The organism is Pseudoselenomonas ruminantium (assembly GCF_900113715.1).
In the GTDB taxonomy this organism is placed as follows: domain Bacteria; phylum Bacillota; class Negativicutes; order Selenomonadales; family Selenomonadaceae; genus Selenomonas_A; species Selenomonas_A caprae.
Genome location: NZ_FOQK01000003.1, coordinates 57333 through 74157, shown reverse-complemented (window position 1 = coordinate 74157; position 16825 = coordinate 57333). Strand labels below are relative to the sequence as shown.

General features: G+C 53.1%; 15 protein-coding genes, 1 tRNA gene, 1 pseudogene and 1 other annotated feature. Of the genes and pseudogenes, 14 read left to right on the top strand and 3 right to left on the bottom strand.

The window, feature by feature from the left end:
- Position 1 precedes the first annotated feature (1 nt).
- From BM181_RS02425 to BM181_RS02380, 10 genes and pseudogenes are all read left to right on the top strand, one after another.
- Positions 2-874 carry an ABC transporter ATP-binding protein gene (locus tag BM181_RS02425; protein WP_075442124.1) on the top strand — a complete coding sequence of 291 codons (873 nt, stop codon included), beginning with the start codon at positions 2-4 and terminating at the stop codon, positions 872-874.
- Positions 874-1611: an ABC transporter permease gene (locus BM181_RS02420; protein WP_075442122.1), complete on the top strand. Its 738-nt coding sequence runs from the start codon at positions 874-876 to the stop codon at positions 1609-1611. Before BM181_RS02425 ends, BM181_RS02420 begins: the two co-directional genes overlap by 1 nt.
- A gap of 18 nt (positions 1612-1629) precedes the next feature.
- Positions 1630-2448, top strand: a complete 819-nt coding sequence (locus tag BM181_RS02415) for a metal ABC transporter ATP-binding protein (protein ID WP_075442120.1) — start codon at positions 1630-1632, stop codon at positions 2446-2448.
- Entirely contained in the window at positions 2448-3290 is an 843-nt protein-coding gene (locus tag BM181_RS02410) for a metal ABC transporter permease (protein ID WP_075442119.1), read from the top strand. The genes BM181_RS02415 and BM181_RS02410 overlap by 1 nt, the downstream gene beginning before the upstream one ends.
- An 80-nt stretch (positions 3291-3370) precedes the next feature.
- Positions 3371-4141, top strand: coding sequence for a hypothetical protein (locus BM181_RS02405; RefSeq protein ID WP_075442117.1), 771 nt, complete (start codon positions 3371-3373; stop codon positions 4139-4141).
- Between the two features lie 87 nt (positions 4142-4228).
- On the top strand, positions 4229-4525 hold the full coding sequence (locus tag BM181_RS02400; protein WP_075442115.1) for a recombinase family protein: 297 nt from the start codon (positions 4229-4231) through the stop codon (positions 4523-4525).
- Between the two features lie 236 nt (positions 4526-4761).
- The gene (locus BM181_RS02395; RefSeq protein WP_075442113.1) at positions 4762-5538 is read left to right on the top strand and encodes a MurR/RpiR family transcriptional regulator; all 777 of its coding nucleotides are present in this window, start codon (positions 4762-4764) and stop codon (positions 5536-5538) included.
- Positions 5539-5708: 170 nt separating this feature from the next.
- Positions 5709-7040, top strand: a complete 1332-nt coding sequence (locus tag BM181_RS02390) for a 6-phospho-alpha-glucosidase (protein WP_075442111.1) — start codon at positions 5709-5711, stop codon at positions 7038-7040.
- A 31-nt stretch (positions 7041-7071) separates the two neighbouring features.
- Positions 7072-8657: pseudogene (locus BM181_RS02385) on the top strand (alpha-glucoside-specific PTS transporter subunit IIBC).
- 122 nt (positions 8658-8779) lie between these two features.
- Complete coding sequence (locus tag BM181_RS02380; RefSeq protein WP_075442109.1) at positions 8780-9127, top strand: hypothetical protein; 348 nt, start codon at positions 8780-8782, stop codon at positions 9125-9127.
- 135 nt (positions 9128-9262) lie between these two features.
- Here the strand turns inward: BM181_RS02380 and BM181_RS02375 are convergent.
- Positions 9263-9337, bottom strand: a tRNA-Arg gene (locus BM181_RS02375).
- A gap of 131 nt (positions 9338-9468) precedes the next feature.
- Between BM181_RS02375 and BM181_RS02370 the strand changes: the two genes are divergently transcribed.
- Positions 9469-9744 (top strand): late competence development ComFB family protein, encoded by a 276-nt coding sequence (locus BM181_RS02370; protein WP_075442107.1) that lies wholly within the window; start codon positions 9469-9471, stop codon positions 9742-9744.
- A 44-nt stretch (positions 9745-9788) separates the two neighbouring features.
- On the opposite strand, the gene BM181_RS02365 is transcribed toward BM181_RS02370, so the two are convergent.
- Together BM181_RS02365 and BM181_RS02360 are read right to left on the bottom strand one after the other, a co-directional pair.
- Positions 9789-10976 carry an aminotransferase class I/II-fold pyridoxal phosphate-dependent enzyme gene (locus BM181_RS02365; protein WP_075442105.1) on the bottom strand — a complete coding sequence of 396 codons (1188 nt, stop codon included), beginning with the start codon at positions 10974-10976 and terminating at the stop codon, positions 9789-9791.
- The gene (locus BM181_RS02360) at positions 10973-11452 is read right to left on the bottom strand and encodes an Lrp/AsnC family transcriptional regulator (RefSeq protein WP_075442103.1); all 480 of its coding nucleotides are present in this window, start codon (positions 11450-11452) and stop codon (positions 10973-10975) included. The genes BM181_RS02365 and BM181_RS02360 overlap by 4 nt, the downstream gene beginning before the upstream one ends.
- 44 nt (positions 11453-11496) lie before the next feature.
- Positions 11497-11708 (bottom strand) — a binding site (T-box leader).
- 246 nt (positions 11709-11954) lie between these two features.
- Between BM181_RS02360 and BM181_RS02355 the strand changes: the two genes are divergently transcribed.
- The 3 genes from BM181_RS02355 to dhaM all read left to right on the top strand — a co-directional run bounded on the left by BM181_RS02355 (position 11955) and on the right by dhaM (position 16801).
- Positions 11955-12428, top strand: coding sequence for a NanQ anomerase/TabA/YiaL family protein (locus BM181_RS02355; protein ID WP_075442101.1), 474 nt, complete (start codon positions 11955-11957; stop codon positions 12426-12428).
- Positions 12429-12530: 102 nt separating this feature from the next.
- Complete coding sequence (locus tag BM181_RS02350) at positions 12531-16310, top strand: phosphoribosylformylglycinamidine synthase (protein ID WP_075442099.1); 3780 nt, start codon at positions 12531-12533, stop codon at positions 16308-16310.
- 107 nt (positions 16311-16417) lie between these two features.
- Positions 16418-16801: a dihydroxyacetone kinase phosphoryl donor subunit DhaM gene (dhaM, locus tag BM181_RS02345; RefSeq protein ID WP_075442097.1), complete on the top strand. Its 384-nt coding sequence runs from the start codon at positions 16418-16420 to the stop codon at positions 16799-16801.
- Positions 16802-16825 lie beyond the last annotated feature (24 nt).

The window sequence follows — 16825 nt, the reverse complement described above, 5'->3', positions numbered from 1 at the left end:
CATGATAACCATAGAAAATTTGACAAAAAAGTTTCCGCATAAGACGAAGGCGGGGAAGAATAGTGAAAAGACAGCAGTCGATAATCTCTCGCTGGCCATTGGGGCCGGGGAGATTTTTGGCTTGCTGGGCCCGAATGGCGCAGGCAAGACGACAACCATCCGTATGCTGACGATGCAGACGCAGCCGACAAGCGGTCATATCCGCTATAAGGATATGGATTTGGCGGAGCATGCACAGGCGCTCAAGAGTGTCATTGGCGTGGTGCCGCAGCATGTGAATTTCGATCAGGACTTGACGGTTGGCGAGAATCTTGCGCTGCATGCACGGCTGCACCATATGCGGGGCGCGGAGCGGCGGCAGCGCATCCGTGAGCTGCTGGCGTATGTCGAGCTTACGGATGTGGTGAACGATGGCGTCCGCCGCCTGTCGGGGGGCATGAAGCGCCGCCTGCTGATTGCGCGCGCGCTGTTGCATCGCCCGCGCATCCTGTTCATGGATGAGCCGACGGTCGCACTTGACCCGCAGGTTCGCCGCCGGATTTGGGAGCTAATCCGGCAGATGGCTCGTGACGGCGTCACGGTCTTTTTGACGACGCATTATATCGAGGAAGCAGAAAATCTCTGTGACCGTGTGGCTATCCTCAATAAGGGCAGACTCGTGGCTCTCGATACGCCGGAAAATTTCTGTGAACAGCTGGGGCGTTATACGGTAGAGTGGGATGGCAGTGCAGGGCGTGCGTACAAGTTCTTTGCCGAAAAACAGGCCGCAGCTGTCTTTGCTGGCCGGCAGGCAGGCGAGGGCTCAATTCTCATACGGCCGACCAATCTCGAGGATGTATTCATCGAGCTTACCGGGCGAAAGGAGGGCATCTGATGCTTTACGATATCTGGACGGTATTTTGGCGCGACTGGGTTGTACTGAAGCGCCGGCTGACGAAATTCATCTTGTCGCGCATGGTGGCCCCGATGCTCTATCTCGTCGCTTTTGGCTGGGGGTTGGGGCGCAGCATCCAGGTGGAGTCAGGGACGTATCTTGACTTTCTGGTGCCAGGCATCCTGGCGCTCAATTCGATGAATATCAGCTTCAATAGCATCACACCGGTGCATGCGGAGCGCATCTATCATAAAAGTCTGGAAGAATATATCATCGCCCCGATATGGCCCGATGCCTTTGTCATCGGCAAGGTGCTCGCGGCTGTACTGCGCGGGCTGATTTCCTCGGCCATCATCGTAGTGCTGGCTTTGGCCTTTGGCGCACATTTCACGCTTACGCCGCTTTTTTTGCTGGTGCTGGTGCTGAACTGCATCATCTTTGCGGAAATCGGCTTCATCGCGGCGATGAAGATACGGACGTATGAGGAAATGAGCCAGGTCAACACCTATATCCTGCTGCCGATGTCTTTTTTGTGCGGCACTTTTTTTTCGACGCAGGCGCTGCCGGACTTGCTGCGTTATTTCATCGAACTGCTGCCGCTTACGCATACGAGCTATTTGCTGCGCGGGATTGGCAGTGGCAGTGAGATTGCACTGGGCTCAGTCGTGGTATTGCTGCTTTATGCCTTATTGGGCTTTGTAGCCGGGAGCCGGTCGTTCCGCCAGCTGAACCGTTGAATATAAGGAGTAACGAAATTGTTTAAGAATATCATACATCATCACGCATCGTCGAGTGAAGATTGTGCCAAGCTCTGCTGTACGCGCATCGAGGATTTTGCGGTCCGGATTGGCCGTCAGGTCATTTTCGAGGATGTGAATATCCATATCCATTGCGGGCAGCTCACGGCTTTGATCGGCCCGAATGGTGCAGGCAAGAGCACGCTTTTAAAGGCTATCCTGGGCGAGGTGCCGCATCAGGGCAAGCTCCACTATGTCGATGCCAAGGGCAAGCATACAGGGCATCCTGTCATCGGCTATGTACCGCAGTATCTGCGCTTTGATGTCAGCGCCCCGACGAGCGTTATGGACATCTTTATGGCCTGCCTGTCAAAACGTCCCGTCTGGCTTTGCTCAGATAAGAAATTGCGGCCGCAGGTCGAAAAGAGCCTGGCCCGCGTCCATGCCGCGCATTTGATTGACCGCCGTCTCGGTGCGCTCTCAGGCGGCGAGCTGCAGCGCGTACTGCTCGCGCTGGCCCTTGATCCGCTGCCGGATTTATTGCTGCTTGACGAGCCGGTATCGGGCGTTGACCAGAACGGTTTGGAGCTCTTTTATGAAATCCTTGCGGATTTGCGTGAGAAAGAAGATATGGCCATTATCCTGATTTCGCATGATCTTAACATGGTGGCACGTCATGCCGACCAGGTCGTGCTGCTGGATAAGCGTGTCGTCACGAATGGGACGCCGAAAGAGGTGTTTGGCGATGCGCGCACGCGCCGTATTTTCGGCATGCTTGCGGGCGGCGAGGCCGGAAGTGCCAACGATAGCAAAGCGGAAAGCGAGGTGAGAGGCTGATGGAAATGATTTATGGTGTCATGGATACCCTGCTGCCTTTTGAATGGGCCAGCCATATGTTTATGAAGAACGCCTTGCTGGCTATCTTGCTGGTAACGCCGCTCTTTGGCCTCTTGAGCACGATGGTCGTGTCGAACCGCATGGCGTTTTTCTCGGATTCCCTCGGTCATGGTGCGTTCACGGGAATTGCCATCGGGGTACTGCTCGGTGTGGTTTCACCGCTTGTCTCACTGGTGGCGTTTTCCATATTGTTTGCGCTTTGCATTACCTATATCAAGAATAAGAGCACGGCCTCGACCGATACGATTATCGGTGTTTTTTCATCGACAGCGATTGCTTTGGGCCTTATGATCATGACAGCTGGCGGCGGCTTCAATAAGTTTTCCTCGTTTCTTATCGGTGATGTGCTGAGCATCACCGAGGAAGATCTGCAGGCGCTGGCGCTGGTCTTTTTGCTGGTGATTGGCGGCTGGGCTTTGCTCTACAATAAGCTGCTGGTTCTCTCGATCAATTCCTCGTTTGCGCGCAGCCGTGGCATGGATACCTTTTGGGTGGAGGGGATGTTTGCCGCTATCCTGGCTGTCGTCGTATCCATCAGCATCCAGTGGGTCGGCATCCTGATCATCAACGCACTCCTCGTGCTGCCGGCGGCGGCAGCTCGTAACGTCACCAATAATGTCAAGCAATATCATGCGGTATCTATCGGCATTGCATTGCTTACTGGCATCAGTGGCTTGATTCTGGCCTATTACTTCAACATGGCGGCAGGGGCAACAATCGTCGTGCTGTCCGCGCTGGTATTTTTTGTGACGATTGTGCTCAAGCCGTATTTTATCCGCTGAGAATAAAGGAGTTTGCCAATAGACCGCGAAAAAATAAAAGGGATTAGATGTAAGGTGAGGGGCTGAAGGAGTGACACAGGATGGCGGCAGATAGTGATAAGCAAAAACTCCGCGAAGAAATGCAGGACATGTTTGGCGAAATGCTGGAACTGCACAAGCGCATGCTGCTGGTGGCAATTGAGCTGCATAAAGCTATGGAAGAAGATGGCGATCCGCGGGGCATCAGCAATAGCAATGAATTTTTGTCGTTGATGAAACAGCAGCGGACGCTGTTGATTTTAGGGATGGTACATAAGGCGAATATGGCAGATTCCGAAGAAGAGTGCGGCAAGCTGATTCCGTTTCCTGTGCGGGCGACCAAGGCGAACCTGGAGGCTACGGTCCGCCACTATATCCCGCAGAATATTGAGCGCCTGGCAAAGGAGCATGCCGATATTATGCGCATGGCGAAGGTGACAGGCTACTTTGCCTGGTCACTGCCGAAGTCGTGCGTCTCCCATGTAAAGACCACGACGGTAACGACCTATGAATGTGCCAACTGTAATGTACTCTGCAATGCCAAGGAAAATTTTGCGGGCAATGGTTTTGATTTTCTGCATCGTCAGCTCTATCGCCAATATGCGCAGTGGAATTCGTGGATGCGGCAGTTTTTGGGCGAACGTAAAAAGACGCTGGCAGAACTTCAGCCAGCTATCGTCGATGAGGCCTGCCGCAAACATCTGATGGAACACTTTGCCAAAGCAGATACTTTTGATGGGCAGGAGTGTTATGGCTGCCCGGTAATCCGTCAATCGTTTGCGGCCCTGCAGAAGCAGAATGCCAAATGGAACGATGCCGATGAAATCCATTGAGGGATAATACAGATACTCAGTAAAATAAATGGGGCTATGCATGCTGAATGCGTGCATAGCCCTATTATTTTATTGGGGAGGATTATTATGCAGCAAATCTTGGGATATGTGCGTGTGAGCACGCGGGAGCAGAATCTGGGGCGGCCGCTGGCCGCTATGCGGAAGATGGGAATCGAGCCGCAAAACATTTATATGGATAAAATATCGGGCAAGGATTTTGTGCGGCCGCAGAAGCCGTTGCCACAGGGATTTGCCCGTTTGTATCAAGCCTGGCGGCGCGGAGAGCTTTCACTGAACCAGGCAGCCAGGAAAATAAACATGCCGGTTTCTACGTTCTATAATAAATGTCAGCAGCAAAAAGAGCGCGAAAAGCGTCGGAAATAAGCAAACAGCCTATTCGGAAAAGTATAATTTTATCAGATATAACTGATAAAATTAGGGTATAACCATAGGGCGATAAGGATTTTTTAGAGATTTTTTATGACGGAAATGGATTGCAAATTTTTCGTGGGGCAGAAATTGACAAGTCAAATTGACTGGTCAATTGACCGGTCAAGTTTCTGGCCTGGATGTGCTATACTGTAAGCAGTGGTTGTATTGCTGGCAGAAGGGATGATGGCATGAAGATCGAAGAGCTGGTGAAGCATAATCTGAGTCGGTTGAACGATACGGATTTGATTGTTTGGCGTTATATCTATGCGCATTTGGAAGAATGCTGTTATATATCCATCTATGATTTGGCAGATGCCTGCCATGTGTCGCGCACAACGGTGATGCGGTTTGCAAAGAAGCTGGGTTTTGATGGCTTCAGCGATTTGAAGGCTGTGCTTAAGATGGAGTATGCCAAGCCGCATGACAAGCCTACCCAGACGATCGCCGAGGCGACGACTGCTTTGTGCCAGGCCATCGGCGAGGAAATTGCCAAGCAGGATTTCGAGCGTGTCAACCGGCTGATGCATCGTGCCCGCCGCGTGTTTGTCTTTGCTTCGGGGCTCGTGCAGCGCAATATCGCCAATGAACTTACGCGGCTGTTCCTGCAGATGAATCAATATCTGTATACCATTTACGGCCCGGATGAGTTTCGCATCACGATGGAGAATGCGACGCCTGAGGATCTCTTTGTCATCATTTCACTGAGCGGCGAGAGTGACCGTGTGGTGGATTTTGCCAAGACGCTGCATGCTAAAGGCGTGCCACTGATCTCGATGACGCGGCTGCAAAGCAATTCATTGGCACGGCTCAGTACCGAAAATCTTTATGTGACGCCTAGGGCGCTTCCCGTGGCATCGAAACGTCCTTATGAGTCGACGCTGGCCTTTTTCCTGATGGTGGAAATCTGGTTTGTCAGCTATACGCAGTTTTTGGCAGAGCAGGATGGTGACAGCGAAGATACCTAAGGTAAAATGTGATATATCACGCCAGATCGTGACAAGTCACAGGCTGGGGTGACGTCTCCCGAACCCCGCCGAAACTATTGAAACCGTAACTCCTTTTGATTATGATAAAGCCATGAAATCCATTCGCGAAGGTTTTTCACAGGCAATCATTTTTGAAAGGGGTTTTTATTATGAAAAAGTCATCGATTGTTATTGCCGGCGGCGGAAGTACCTTCACACCAGGAATTGTCCTGATGCTCTTGAAACACAGCGATCGGTTCCCGATTCGCCAGATAAAATTCTACGATAACGATGCCGAGCGGCAGAAAAAGATTGCGGAAGCCTGCAAGATTCTGCTCGCGGAGCGGGCGCCGGAAATCGCTTTTTCGTATACGACCGATCCGGAGGAAGCATTTACCGATGTGGACTTCGTCATGGCCCATATCCGGGTCGGCAAATATGCGATGCGTGAGAAGGATGAGAAAATCCCGATGCGTCACGGCGTCTTCGGACAGGAAACCTGCGGCCCGGGCGGCATTGCTTATGGCATGCGTTCCATCGGCGGCGTTCTGGAGATTCTCGATTATATGGAAAAATATTCGCCGAAGGCCTGGATGCTCAACTACTCGAATCCGGCGGCTATCGTTGCTGAGGCCACGCGCCGTCTGCGGCCGGATTCCCGCATCATCAATATCTGCGATATGCCTGTCGGCATCGAAGAGCGCATGGCGGAAATCCTCAAGCTGCCGAATGGCCGCAAGGATATGGAGGTGCGCTACTATGGGCTCAATCATTTCGGCTGGTGGTGTGATATCCGCGACAAGCAGGGACATGACCTCATGCCGCAAATCAAGGCGCATGTCAAGGAGCACGGCTATGTCGTAAATCCCAATGACAAAAATGTTGAGGCCAGCTGGCAGGATACGTTTGCCAAGGCGAAAGATGTCTATGCGGTCGATCCCGATACGCTGCCCAATACGTATCTCAAATATTATCTCTATCCGGATTACGTGTTCCAGCATGATAACGAGCATCCTGACCACACGCGGGCTAATGAGGTCATGGAGCATCGTGAGAAACATGTATTTGCAGCAGCGAAGGATATCGTGGACAAAGGTACAGCGAAAGATTGTGCCTTTGCGGCGGATGACCATGCAAGCTATATCGTCGATTTGGCTGAGGCCATCACGACAAACCAGAAAGCACGCATGCTGCTGATTGTGGAGAACAATGGCGCGATTGCCAATTTCGATCCGACGGCGATGGTGGAAATTCCGTGCATCGTCGGGGCTAACGGCTATGAAAAAATCAGCATTGGCAAGATTCCGCAGTTCCAGAAGGGCTTGATGGAGCAGCAGGTATCGGTGGAAAAACTCGTGGTCGATGCCTGGATCAATGGCAGCTACCAGAAACTCTGGCAGGCGCTGACCCTTTCGAAGACAGTGCCGTCGGCGTCGGTAGCTAAGGCAATCCTGGATGATCTCATCGAAGCGAATAAAGCGTATTGGCCGGAACTGCACTAAAAGCCTGTGACGGGGAATAGGAGAGTTTGTCATGCAGATTTCAAAAGATATTGTCATGCAGAACGTCCAGCGCTTCGGTGGTGCGATGTTCACGCCAGTTTTGATGTTCGGTGTATTTGGTATATTTGTAGCAATCTCCATTCTGTGCACCAATGCGATGCTTCTCGGCCCTATCGCCGAGAAGGGCACGCTTTGGTACAATTTCTGGTATATCATCCAGGAAGGCGCCTGGACGGTTTTTCGCCAGATGCCGCTCTTGTTTGCGATCGGCCTTCCGATTGGCCTGGCGAAAAAGAATAATGCTCGGGCCTGTATGGAATCTTTTCTGATTTACATCATCTTCAATTATTTCGTCAGTGCCATTCTGTCCATCTACGGGCCGAGTTTTGGCGTTGACTTCACGCGTGAGGCCGTAGCTGGCTCGGGGCTTACGATGGTGGCGACCATCAAGACCCTCGATACCGGTATTGTCGGTGCGATTCTCATTGCAGCCATTTCAGTTTGGCTGCATGGGAAATTGTTTGATGTCAATATGCCGGAAAGCCTGGGCATTTTCCGCGGCTCGTCCCTCGTCGTGGTGGCTGGCTTCTGGCTGATGTTCCCGATTGCGCTGCTGTTCTGCGTGGTCTGGCCGCAGTTCCAGCTGGCGATTGCTTCGCTGCAGGGCTTTTTGGTCAGCGCAGGCGTAGGCGGCGTATGGGTCTATACGTTCCTTGAGCGCATTTTGATTCCGACAGGACTGCATCACTTCATTTACCTGCCGTTTATCTTCGGGCCGGCTGTGGTCGATAATGGCATCCAGGTCTATTGGCTCCAGCACCTGCAGGAGTTTGCGGCTTCGACAAAGCCGTTGATTGAGCTTTTTCCGCAAGGCGGCTTTGCCCTGCATGGCATGAGCAAGATTTTTGGCTGCCCGGGTATCGCGCTGGCACTTTACTTCACGGCCAAGCCAGAGAACCGCAAGAAAATCGGTGCGCTGGTATTCCCGGCGGCAGCGGTCGCTGTCTGCTGCGGCATCACGGAACCGCTGGAGTTCACATTCCTGTTTGTAGCGCCTGTATTGTTTGCCGTTCACGCGTTGCTGGCAGGTACGCTCTCGGCCACACTGTATGCGCTGGGCGTAACGGGAAACTTCGGCGGCGCCTTTTAGACTGCGCCCTGTTCCAGGACTGGATCCCGCTGTTCCAGAATCACTGGCCGACTTATTTGACGCAGATTGTTGTCGGACTCATCTTCACGGGAATCTGGTTTGCAGTGTTCCGGACGCTTATCCTGAAGCTTGACCTCAAGACGCCGGGCCGCGGCGATGAAGAGGTCAAGCTCTACACCAAAGCCGACTACAAGGCCAAGGCGAAAGGGGATATCCTGGCGGAGGAAGCGGCGGCATTCCTCGCAGATCTCGGCGGCCGGGAAAACATCGTCGACGTGACGAACTGTGCGACACGGCTGCGTGTGACGGTCAAGGATGACAGTCTGCTGGCCGCGCCGGAGGTATTCAAGGCCCATGGTGCCCATGGTCTCGTGCATAATGGCTGTGCGATCCAGGTCATCATTGGTTTGTCGGTACCGCAGGTGCGCGAGCGCTTTGAAGATCTTTTGGAGCATGGTGCCGTGTGAGTGAAAAAATGAGGGGAAGACGACAACACTTTGCCATTTTCAGGGATATAAAGAACAGAATACATTTCGGCAAGGACAAGCCGGTTGGTATAAGGATGAATCATTGGTAAGGAGTGAGGACTATGTCGTTGAAAAAAGTATTCCCCTTGTTGTTTTTGCTGACCTTGATGCTATCGAGCAGTGCATTTGCAGAAAAGGGGACCGTGGTTTATTACAATCCCGTGAATAAAAGCGTAGTGGTATCCGCTTTTCATGGCTACAGCTGTGGCTGGGTACGCAAATATTACGCCAAACCGAACCGGCTCGAACCAGGTGATGTCCTTGAGGGGAATTTCGTGCTGGGCTCCCATAGATGTTCCGATGAGAGTAACGAAAGAGATGTCGAAATCTATTTCGATGAGTGGTGGGTGAATAAAGACGTAGCGCACAAATGGGTCGAGAAACAGGAAGATGAGAATGGCTTCTGGTGAATACAGTAAGTTTCTGGCAAATAATATTCCCCCGTGGATTATCCACGGGGGAATATTATTTGCCAGAAGAAAGGATACAAAAAAAGCTTTCCGCAACTTCATAAAGAAGACTGCGGAAAGCTATCTGAATCAAAGTGGTGCGCTCGGCGGGAGTCGAACCCACGCTTTCAGCTCCGGAGGCTAACGTCCTATCCACTGGACTACGAGCGCATGATTATTGTCCTAGACAACAATTGATAGTATAGCATGGGTCGGCATTTTTGTCAAATTCAGGAAGATTATGCTGGATTTGCTTCTGACTAAAAACGTGTTATAATGAATCCCGACAGGGAGGAATAATCATGGAACTGAAAAACTGTATGGAAGAAGTTGTCCAGGACAAATTGGACATTGTACTGGAACAGTATCCAGATTGCTGCCGCTGTGAGCAATGCCGTTCAGATATTGCGGCGCTGGCGCTCAATCAGCTGCCGCCCCGCTATGTATCCACACGCAAGGGCGATGTTTTTGTCCGCGTCAGTGAGATGACTACGGAAGGTGAGGTTACGGTTATCCAGGCAATCGCTAAGGCGATTGAGATAGTGAGCAAAAATCCTCACCATACTACAAAATCCTGAAGAAACGATGAGCCGGAAAGCGGTTGCTGCTTTCCGGCTCATTTTTATTTTTTATGATGCTTGAGGAAATTGTCGATGCGATTGAGTGCCTCGGAAATCTTGTCGATGGAGGTCGCATACGAGCAGCGGACATGGCCTTCGCCGCAGGCACCGAAGGCACTGCCGGGGACGAGGGCGACATGTTCAGCTTTCAATAGCTCTTCGGCGAATTCATCCGACGTGTAGCCGGTTGAGCTGATGTTGGGGAAGATATAGAAGGCACCTTTTGGTTCGAAGCATTCAAGGCCCATCTTGATGAAGCCATCATAAATCAGACGGCGGCGGCGATCGTACTCCGAGACCATCTTCTTCATGTATTTCTCGCCGTGGCGCAGTGCCTCGACGGCGGCAATCTGAGCCGTGATTGGCGCACAGAGCATCGTGTACTGATGGATTTTCGTCATGGCGGCGATGATGGTCGGATTGCCGAGCGCATAGCCGATGCGCCAGCCCGTCATGGCATAGGCTTTGGAAAAGCCATTGAGCAGGATGGTGCGCTCCTGCATGCGCGGCAGCGAAGCGAAGCAGACATGCTCTTCGCCGCCATAGGTCAGGTCGCCGTAGATTTCATCGGAAATGACGATAAGGTCGTGTTTTTCGGCAAAGTCCGCGATGGCCAGGAGATCCTTGCGTGTCATGATGGCACCGGTCGGGTTGTTCGGATAGCCAATCAGCAGCACCTTGGTGCGCTCCGTGACATGCTCCTCAAGTTCAGCCGGCGTGATGCGGAATTCGTTCTCGATTTTCGCGGGAACGGCCACAGGAACACCACCGGCCAAAATCGTGCAGGCTTGATATGAGACGTAGCAAGGCTCGGGAATCAGCACTTCATCGCCAGGTGCGAGGATGGCGCGCATGGCGATATCGAGAGCTTCGCTGACGCCGACCGTCACCAGGACATCGGTGGCGGCATCGTAGTCGGTCTGATAGCAGTCGTGGAAGTGCTGGCAGATTTCCTGCCGCAGCTCGGGCAGGCCGCGGTTGGCCGTATAGGATGTGTAGCCCTGCTCTAATCCGTAGACACAGCTTTCACGGATAGACCATGGTGTGACAAAGTCCGGTTCGCCGACACCAAGGGAGATGACATCCTCCATCTGGGCAGCGATATCGAAGAATTTGCGGATACCCGAGGGAGCGATGGCATTGACGCCGGGGGAGAGGCGGTCTGCCCAGTTGTTTTTCGTTTCGATCATGGGGACACCACCAATCTGCGGTCACGCTCTTCGTCGTTGATGATGATGCCATCCTTCTTGTATGGCTTGAGCATGAAATGGCTGCGCGTAGCCGTGACGCCCTCGATGGTGGCCAGACGTTTGGCGACAAAGTTGGCGACGTCCTTTAGCGACTTGCCCTCGATGATGACCATGAGGTCGAAACTGCCGCTCATCAGATAGACGGTGCGCACTTCGTCAAAGCGGTAGATGCGCTCGGCGATGGCATCGAAGCCGACTTCGCGCTGCGGCGTCAGATTGATTTCGATGACAGCCGTGACTGTATCGTCCCCGAATTTTTCCCAGTTGATCAGCGTATTATAGGAAAGGATGATCTTGTCCTTTTCCAGATTCTTGATGTCGCGCTCGACTTCGTACTCGCTGCGGTTCAGCATGGAGGCAAGCTCGCCGACTGGACGGCGTGCATCGTGTTCGAGCAGCTCTAAGAGTTCACGCATGGGTTATTCCTCCCTTATGTTTCTACTATAAAAGCCCTCATCCTGTAAAGGACGAGGGCTTATTCCCGTGGTACCACCTTAATCGGATCCTGCAATCGGCAGGAATCCACTCAATGCCTTAACGCGGCTGACGGCAGGGCTTATGGGGCCATGCAGGCTCGTGAGCAGCTTTCTCTGTGTCCTCCCGGCGGTTTACACCTAACACCGCCTCTCTGGAGAGAAGATGGACAGATACTCTTTCAGTCATTGCCTTTTGCAATATATGACAATCATATCACAGGGGCTGTCTGTTGGCAAGATATAATTTACAGATGGTCTTTTGAGAGGAAACAGATGATGGAGAATTTTGGGGCGCATGTCCTTTTGTAGAAAAATTAAGCGCTTTTTGATAAAATAGCCCTGTATCCTTGCAATACGCATCTGTTTTAGGTAAAATGATATTGAAGACAAGCGGGATGCTTGTCAAAGATGTTAGTTATGAGAATGGGAAGAGGGGTATGGCATGATTATTGGCAGCATTGATTCGCTGGATGACAGCCATGTAAGATATCCAGCTATGGTGCAGAAAGCGTTGGATTATCTGCGCGAACATGATTTTACACAGCTGGCGGATGGCCGCTATCCAATCGATGGGGATAAATGTGTGGCAAATCTGCAGCGTTATACGACGCGCTCGTATCGTGAATGCCATCCGGAGACACATACGAAATATGTGGATATCCAATTCGTCGTGGAGGGCGAAGAGTATATGGGATGGTGCCCGTTCAGCCCGGATCTTACGGTGTTGAGCCCTTATGATGCCGAAAAAGATATAACGTTCTATGAGTCCTTGATACCGGAAAGCAATATCGTGCTGTCTCCGGGGCGTTTTGCTGTGCTCTATCCGGAAGATGTACATCGTCCGCAGGGAGCAGTAGATGATACGCCAGGCAAGGTAACCAAGGTAGTCGTCAAGATTGCAGTGGATTGTTTGTGATGCAATAGGCATAGCAGGCCGGTAGGGGGCTTGCTATGCCTATTTTATCTATATAAAGCTTTATGTTTTCAGTATTTTTTCATTTGGAGGAAAAGAGCACTCATGACTGTAAGAAGAATTTTCGTAGAGAAACGACAGGGATTCTTTGACATCCCCGCCCAGCAGCTCTGCAGCGACCTCAAGGAGACGTTCCGCCTCGAGGAACTGAAGGCCGTCCGCATCATCAAGCGGTACGACATCGAAGGTCTCAGCGATGAAGAGTATGCAGCGGTAAAGTCGGTGGTATTTGCAGAGCCGCCGGTGGATGTAGTATATGAGGAAAAACTGCCGCATTTTTCGAATTCGCGGACATTTGCGGTGGAATATCTGCCCGGCCAGTATGACCAGACGGCAGACTCGGCGGCCCAGTGCGTACAGCTGGTCACGCAGAAGGAGCGCCCGCGGATCGCTACGGCCCGCGTCATCGTCATTGTCGGTGATGTGAGCCGCGAAGACTTTGCGAAAATCAAGGATTACTGCATCAATGCAGTCGAGAGCCGTGAGGCAAGCCTGGAAAAGCCGGAATCGCTGGATATGCACTATGAGGAGCCGGCGGATGTTGAGGTGCTCAAGGACTTCAACGGGCTCGATGAAGCAGGCCTCAAGGCGTTCATGGCGGACAAGGGCTTTGCGATGAGCTTCGAGGATCTGCAGTTCTGCCAGAAGTATTTCCGGGAGACGGAGATGCGGGCACCGACCATCACGGAGCTGCGCGTCATCGATACCTACTGGTCTGACCATTGCCGTCACACGACCTTCACGACGGCCATTGATATGGTGGACATCGAAGAGGGCTATTTTTCTCCGGCTATCACGAAGGCTTACAACAAATATCTGGAAGACCGCAAGGAAATCTATGGGAGCAATCTCCGCGATGTGACGCTGATGGATATTGCCGTTATCGGCATGAAGGCACTAAGGAAGCAGGGCAAGCTCGAAGATCTCGACAAATCGGAGGAAATCAATGCTTGCAGCATTGTCGTCAAGGCAGATATCGATGGCAAGGACGAGGAATGGCTCGTCATGTTCAAGAACGAGACGCACAATCATCCGACGGAAATCGAGCCGTTCGGTGGTGCAGCTACCTGCCTGGGCGGTGCTATCCGCGATCCGCTTTCGGGGCGTTCGTATGTCTACCAGGCTATGCGCGTGACTGGTGCTGCAGATCCGCGCCGTCCGTTCAAGGATACGCTATCTGGCAAGCTGCCGCAGAAGAAAATCACATTGGGGGCTGCGGCTGGCTACAGTGCTTATGGCAATCAGATTGGCTTGGCGACGGGACAGGTACGCGAAGTCTATCATGAGGGCTACATGGCTAAGCGTATGGAAATCGGTGCGGTCATTGCGGCTGCGCCAAAGGTCAATGTCGTCCGCGAGCGTCCCGCAGCCGGGGACCTTATCGTGCTCGTCGGCGGCCGTACGGGCCGTGATGGCTGCGGCGGGGCAACGGGCTCGTCCAAGGAGCATACGGAGGAGTCGCTGACGAGCTGCGGCGCTGAGGTGCAGAAAGGCAATCCGCCGACGGAGCGCAAGATTCAGCGCCTGTTCCGCAATCCGCAGGTCAGCCGCATGATCAAACGCTGCAACGATTTTGGTGCTGGCGGTGTGGCCGTTGCCATCGGCGAGCTGGCCGACGGGCTTGTCATCGATCTCGATGCAGTCAAGAAGAAGTACGCGGGACTTGACGGCACGGAGCTTGCCATTTCGGAGTCGCAGGAGCGCATGGCTGTCGTCATCGATCCGGAGGATCTGGAGGCTTTTGTCCGGTTCGCCGACGAAGAGAATCTGGAGGCGACAAAGGTCGCCGAGGTTACAGCACTGCCGCGGCTTATCATGAAATGGCGCGGCAAGCCCATCGTGCAGATGAACCGCGAATTCCTCGATACGAACGGTGTGCGTCAGCATGTCACTGCTGTAATCAGCAGCCCCGATGAGAAGAAACGCTATCTGCATGAAATCCCGGCGGCGGTCGAGGCCTGCGGCAAGGATCTGGAGAAGGCCTGGCTGGCCAATCTGTCGGATCTCAATGTTTGCAGCCAGAAAGGCCTGGCCGAGCGTTTCGATTCAACAATCGGCGGCAATACGGTGCTGATGCCGTTCGGTGGCCGCAAGCAGCTTACGCCAGCTGAGGGCATGGTCGCGAAATTGCCGGTCCTTGGTGCAGAGACGAATACGGCAACGGCGATGACCTTTGGGCTCAATCCGGCTTTTACGGAGTGGAGCCCGTTCCATGGCGCACTCTACTCGGTTGTCGAGTCGGCAGCTAAGATCGTTGCTTTGGGTGGCCGTGCGGATAATATCCGCTTGACGTTCCAGGAATACTTCGAAAGTCTCGGCAAAGATCCGAAGAAGTGGGGCAACCCGTTTGCCGCGCTTATCGGTGCGCTCTGGGCGCAGCATGAGCTTGAGATTCCGGCCATCGGCGGCAAGGATTCGATGTCGGGAACGTTTGAGGACATTCATGTACCGCCGACGCTGGCAGCCTTTGCTGTCGATGTCATGAAAGCCGATTGTGCGGTTTCGCCGGAATTCAAATATCCGGGCAACAAGGTCTATCTGGTGCCTGCACCGAAAGACAGCCAGGATTTGCCAATCTTTGCGAAGATGCGGCGCAACTGGGAGAAAATCAGCCAGATGACGGCGGGCAAGAAGGTCTTTGCGGCGCAGAGTGTCGGCGTTGGTGGTATCGCTGCGGCGGTCACGAAGATGGCGCTCGGCAATGGCATTGGGTTTAAGTTCGCCGAGCAGATAACGATGGAGAAACTGTTCACGCCGGATTATGGTTCGATCATCCTTGAGGTGGCCGAACATACCGATGTTGAGACGCTGCTGGCCGGAACTGGCTACCGTGAGCTCGGTGTGACGACGGCTGGCCCGAGCATTGTCTGTGATGCGACGGTTGTTATGCTGGCCGATGCAGAGACAGCGTTTACGACGCCGCTCGAAAAGATTTTCCCGACGCAGGTCAAGAAGAGCAGCAAGGAAAAGGCAATGTATATTCCCTACGAAAAGGGCAATGTGCTGCGGCCACAGACGCATATCGCCCGGCCGAAGGTATTCATTCCGGTATTCCCGGGCACGAACTGCGAATACGATTCGGCGCGGGCCTGGGAACGTGCTGGGGCTGAGGCGCAGACATTGGTTGTCCGCAACCTTACGCCAGCTGCCGTTGAGGAAACGGTCGAGGCTATCGTCAAGGGCATCCGCGGCTCGCAGATGATTATGCTGCCGGGCGGCTTCAGTGGCGGTGACGAGCCGGATGGTTCGGGTAAATTCATTGCCGCCATGTTCCGCAATCCGCGCATCAAGGAAGAGGTCATGAAGCTTTTGAATAAGCGCGATGGCCTGATGCTGGGCATCTGCAATGGTTTCCAGGCACTTATCAAGCTGGGGCTGGTACCGTATGGCGATATCCGTGATCTCTCGGAATCTTCGCCGACGCTTACGCATAACAACATCGGCCGCCATGCTTCGTGCATGGTGCAGACGAAGGTCGTATCGAACTTGTCGCCATGGTTCAATAATGTCAAGGTGGGCGATATCCATACGATTGCGATCTCGCATGGTGAGGGCCGCTTTGTCGCCGATCGGGAAATCATTGCAAAGCTGCGCGTGCGCGGGCAGATTGCCACGCAGTATGTCGATGCGTCGGGCAATCCGTCGATGGCTATCCCGTTCAATCCGAATGGTTCGGTCAATGCCATCGAAGGTATCACGAGCCCGGATGGCCGTGTGCTTGGCAAGATGGGACATTCGGAGCGCATTGGTGAGCATATTGCTGTCAACGTGCCGGGCAGCAAAGACCAGCAGCTCTTTGAGGCTGGCGTGGCTTACTATAAATAATAGATTTGTTGCAATTGCAAAAAATTATGGTACAATAGGATACATTGATGGAATGCGGTCAGACATCTGGCCGCATTTTCAAATAAAGCAGGAGAGAAGGGACGGCGTTGGTAGGGATTGTAATCGTATCACATAGCCAGAAGCTGGCCGAGGGCGTGAAAGAGCTGGCGGAAATGATGGCGCGCGATGCGCAGATTGCCGCAGCTGGCGGACTGGACGATGGCATGCTCGGGACAAGCTATGAGAAAATCACGCTGGCTGTCGAGGAAGTTTGTGGTCATGATGGTGCTGTAATCCTCATGGATATGGGCAGTGCTGTCATGACGGCTGAACTGGTGCAGGAAAATCTCAAGGATGATATGGTAAAGCTGGTCGACTGTCCGTTGGTTGAGGGAGCGGTTCTGGCGGCAATAGCTGCCAATGGCGGCGCTGGCGTAGCTGAGGTGGCGCAGCAGGCAGAAAGCGCCCGTCAGATGATGAAGCTTCAGTGAGTCAGTCACAGCCGGTACTTGACA

Coding starts and splice junctions, on each gene's coding strand:
- BM181_RS02425 (WP_075442124.1), top strand. CDS start 2: ATGATAACCATAGAAAATTTGACAAAAAAGTTTCCGCATAAGACGAAG.
- BM181_RS02420 (WP_075442122.1), top strand. CDS start 874: ATGCTTTACGATATCTGGACGGTATTTTGGCGCGACTGGGTTGTACTG.
- BM181_RS02410 (WP_075442119.1), top strand. CDS start 2,448: ATGGAAATGATTTATGGTGTCATGGATACCCTGCTGCCTTTTGAATGG.
- BM181_RS02405 (WP_075442117.1), top strand. CDS start 3,371: ATGGCGGCAGATAGTGATAAGCAAAAACTCCGCGAAGAAATGCAGGAC.
- BM181_RS02400 (WP_075442115.1), top strand. CDS start 4,229: ATGCAGCAAATCTTGGGATATGTGCGTGTGAGCACGCGGGAGCAGAAT.
- BM181_RS02395 (WP_075442113.1), top strand. CDS start 4,762: ATGAAGATCGAAGAGCTGGTGAAGCATAATCTGAGTCGGTTGAACGAT.
- BM181_RS02390 (WP_075442111.1), top strand. CDS start 5,709: ATGAAAAAGTCATCGATTGTTATTGCCGGCGGCGGAAGTACCTTCACA.
- BM181_RS02380 (WP_075442109.1), top strand. CDS start 8,780: ATGTCGTTGAAAAAAGTATTCCCCTTGTTGTTTTTGCTGACCTTGATG.
- BM181_RS02370 (WP_075442107.1), top strand. CDS start 9,469: ATGGAACTGAAAAACTGTATGGAAGAAGTTGTCCAGGACAAATTGGAC.
- BM181_RS02365 (WP_075442105.1), bottom strand. CDS start 10,976: ATGATCGAAACGAAAAACAACTGGGCAGACCGCCTCTCCCCCGGCGTC.
- BM181_RS02360 (WP_075442103.1), bottom strand. CDS start 11,452: ATGCGTGAACTCTTAGAGCTGCTCGAACACGATGCACGCCGTCCAGTC.
- BM181_RS02355 (WP_075442101.1), top strand. CDS start 11,955: ATGATTATTGGCAGCATTGATTCGCTGGATGACAGCCATGTAAGATAT.
- BM181_RS02350 (WP_075442099.1), top strand. CDS start 12,531: ATGACTGTAAGAAGAATTTTCGTAGAGAAACGACAGGGATTCTTTGAC.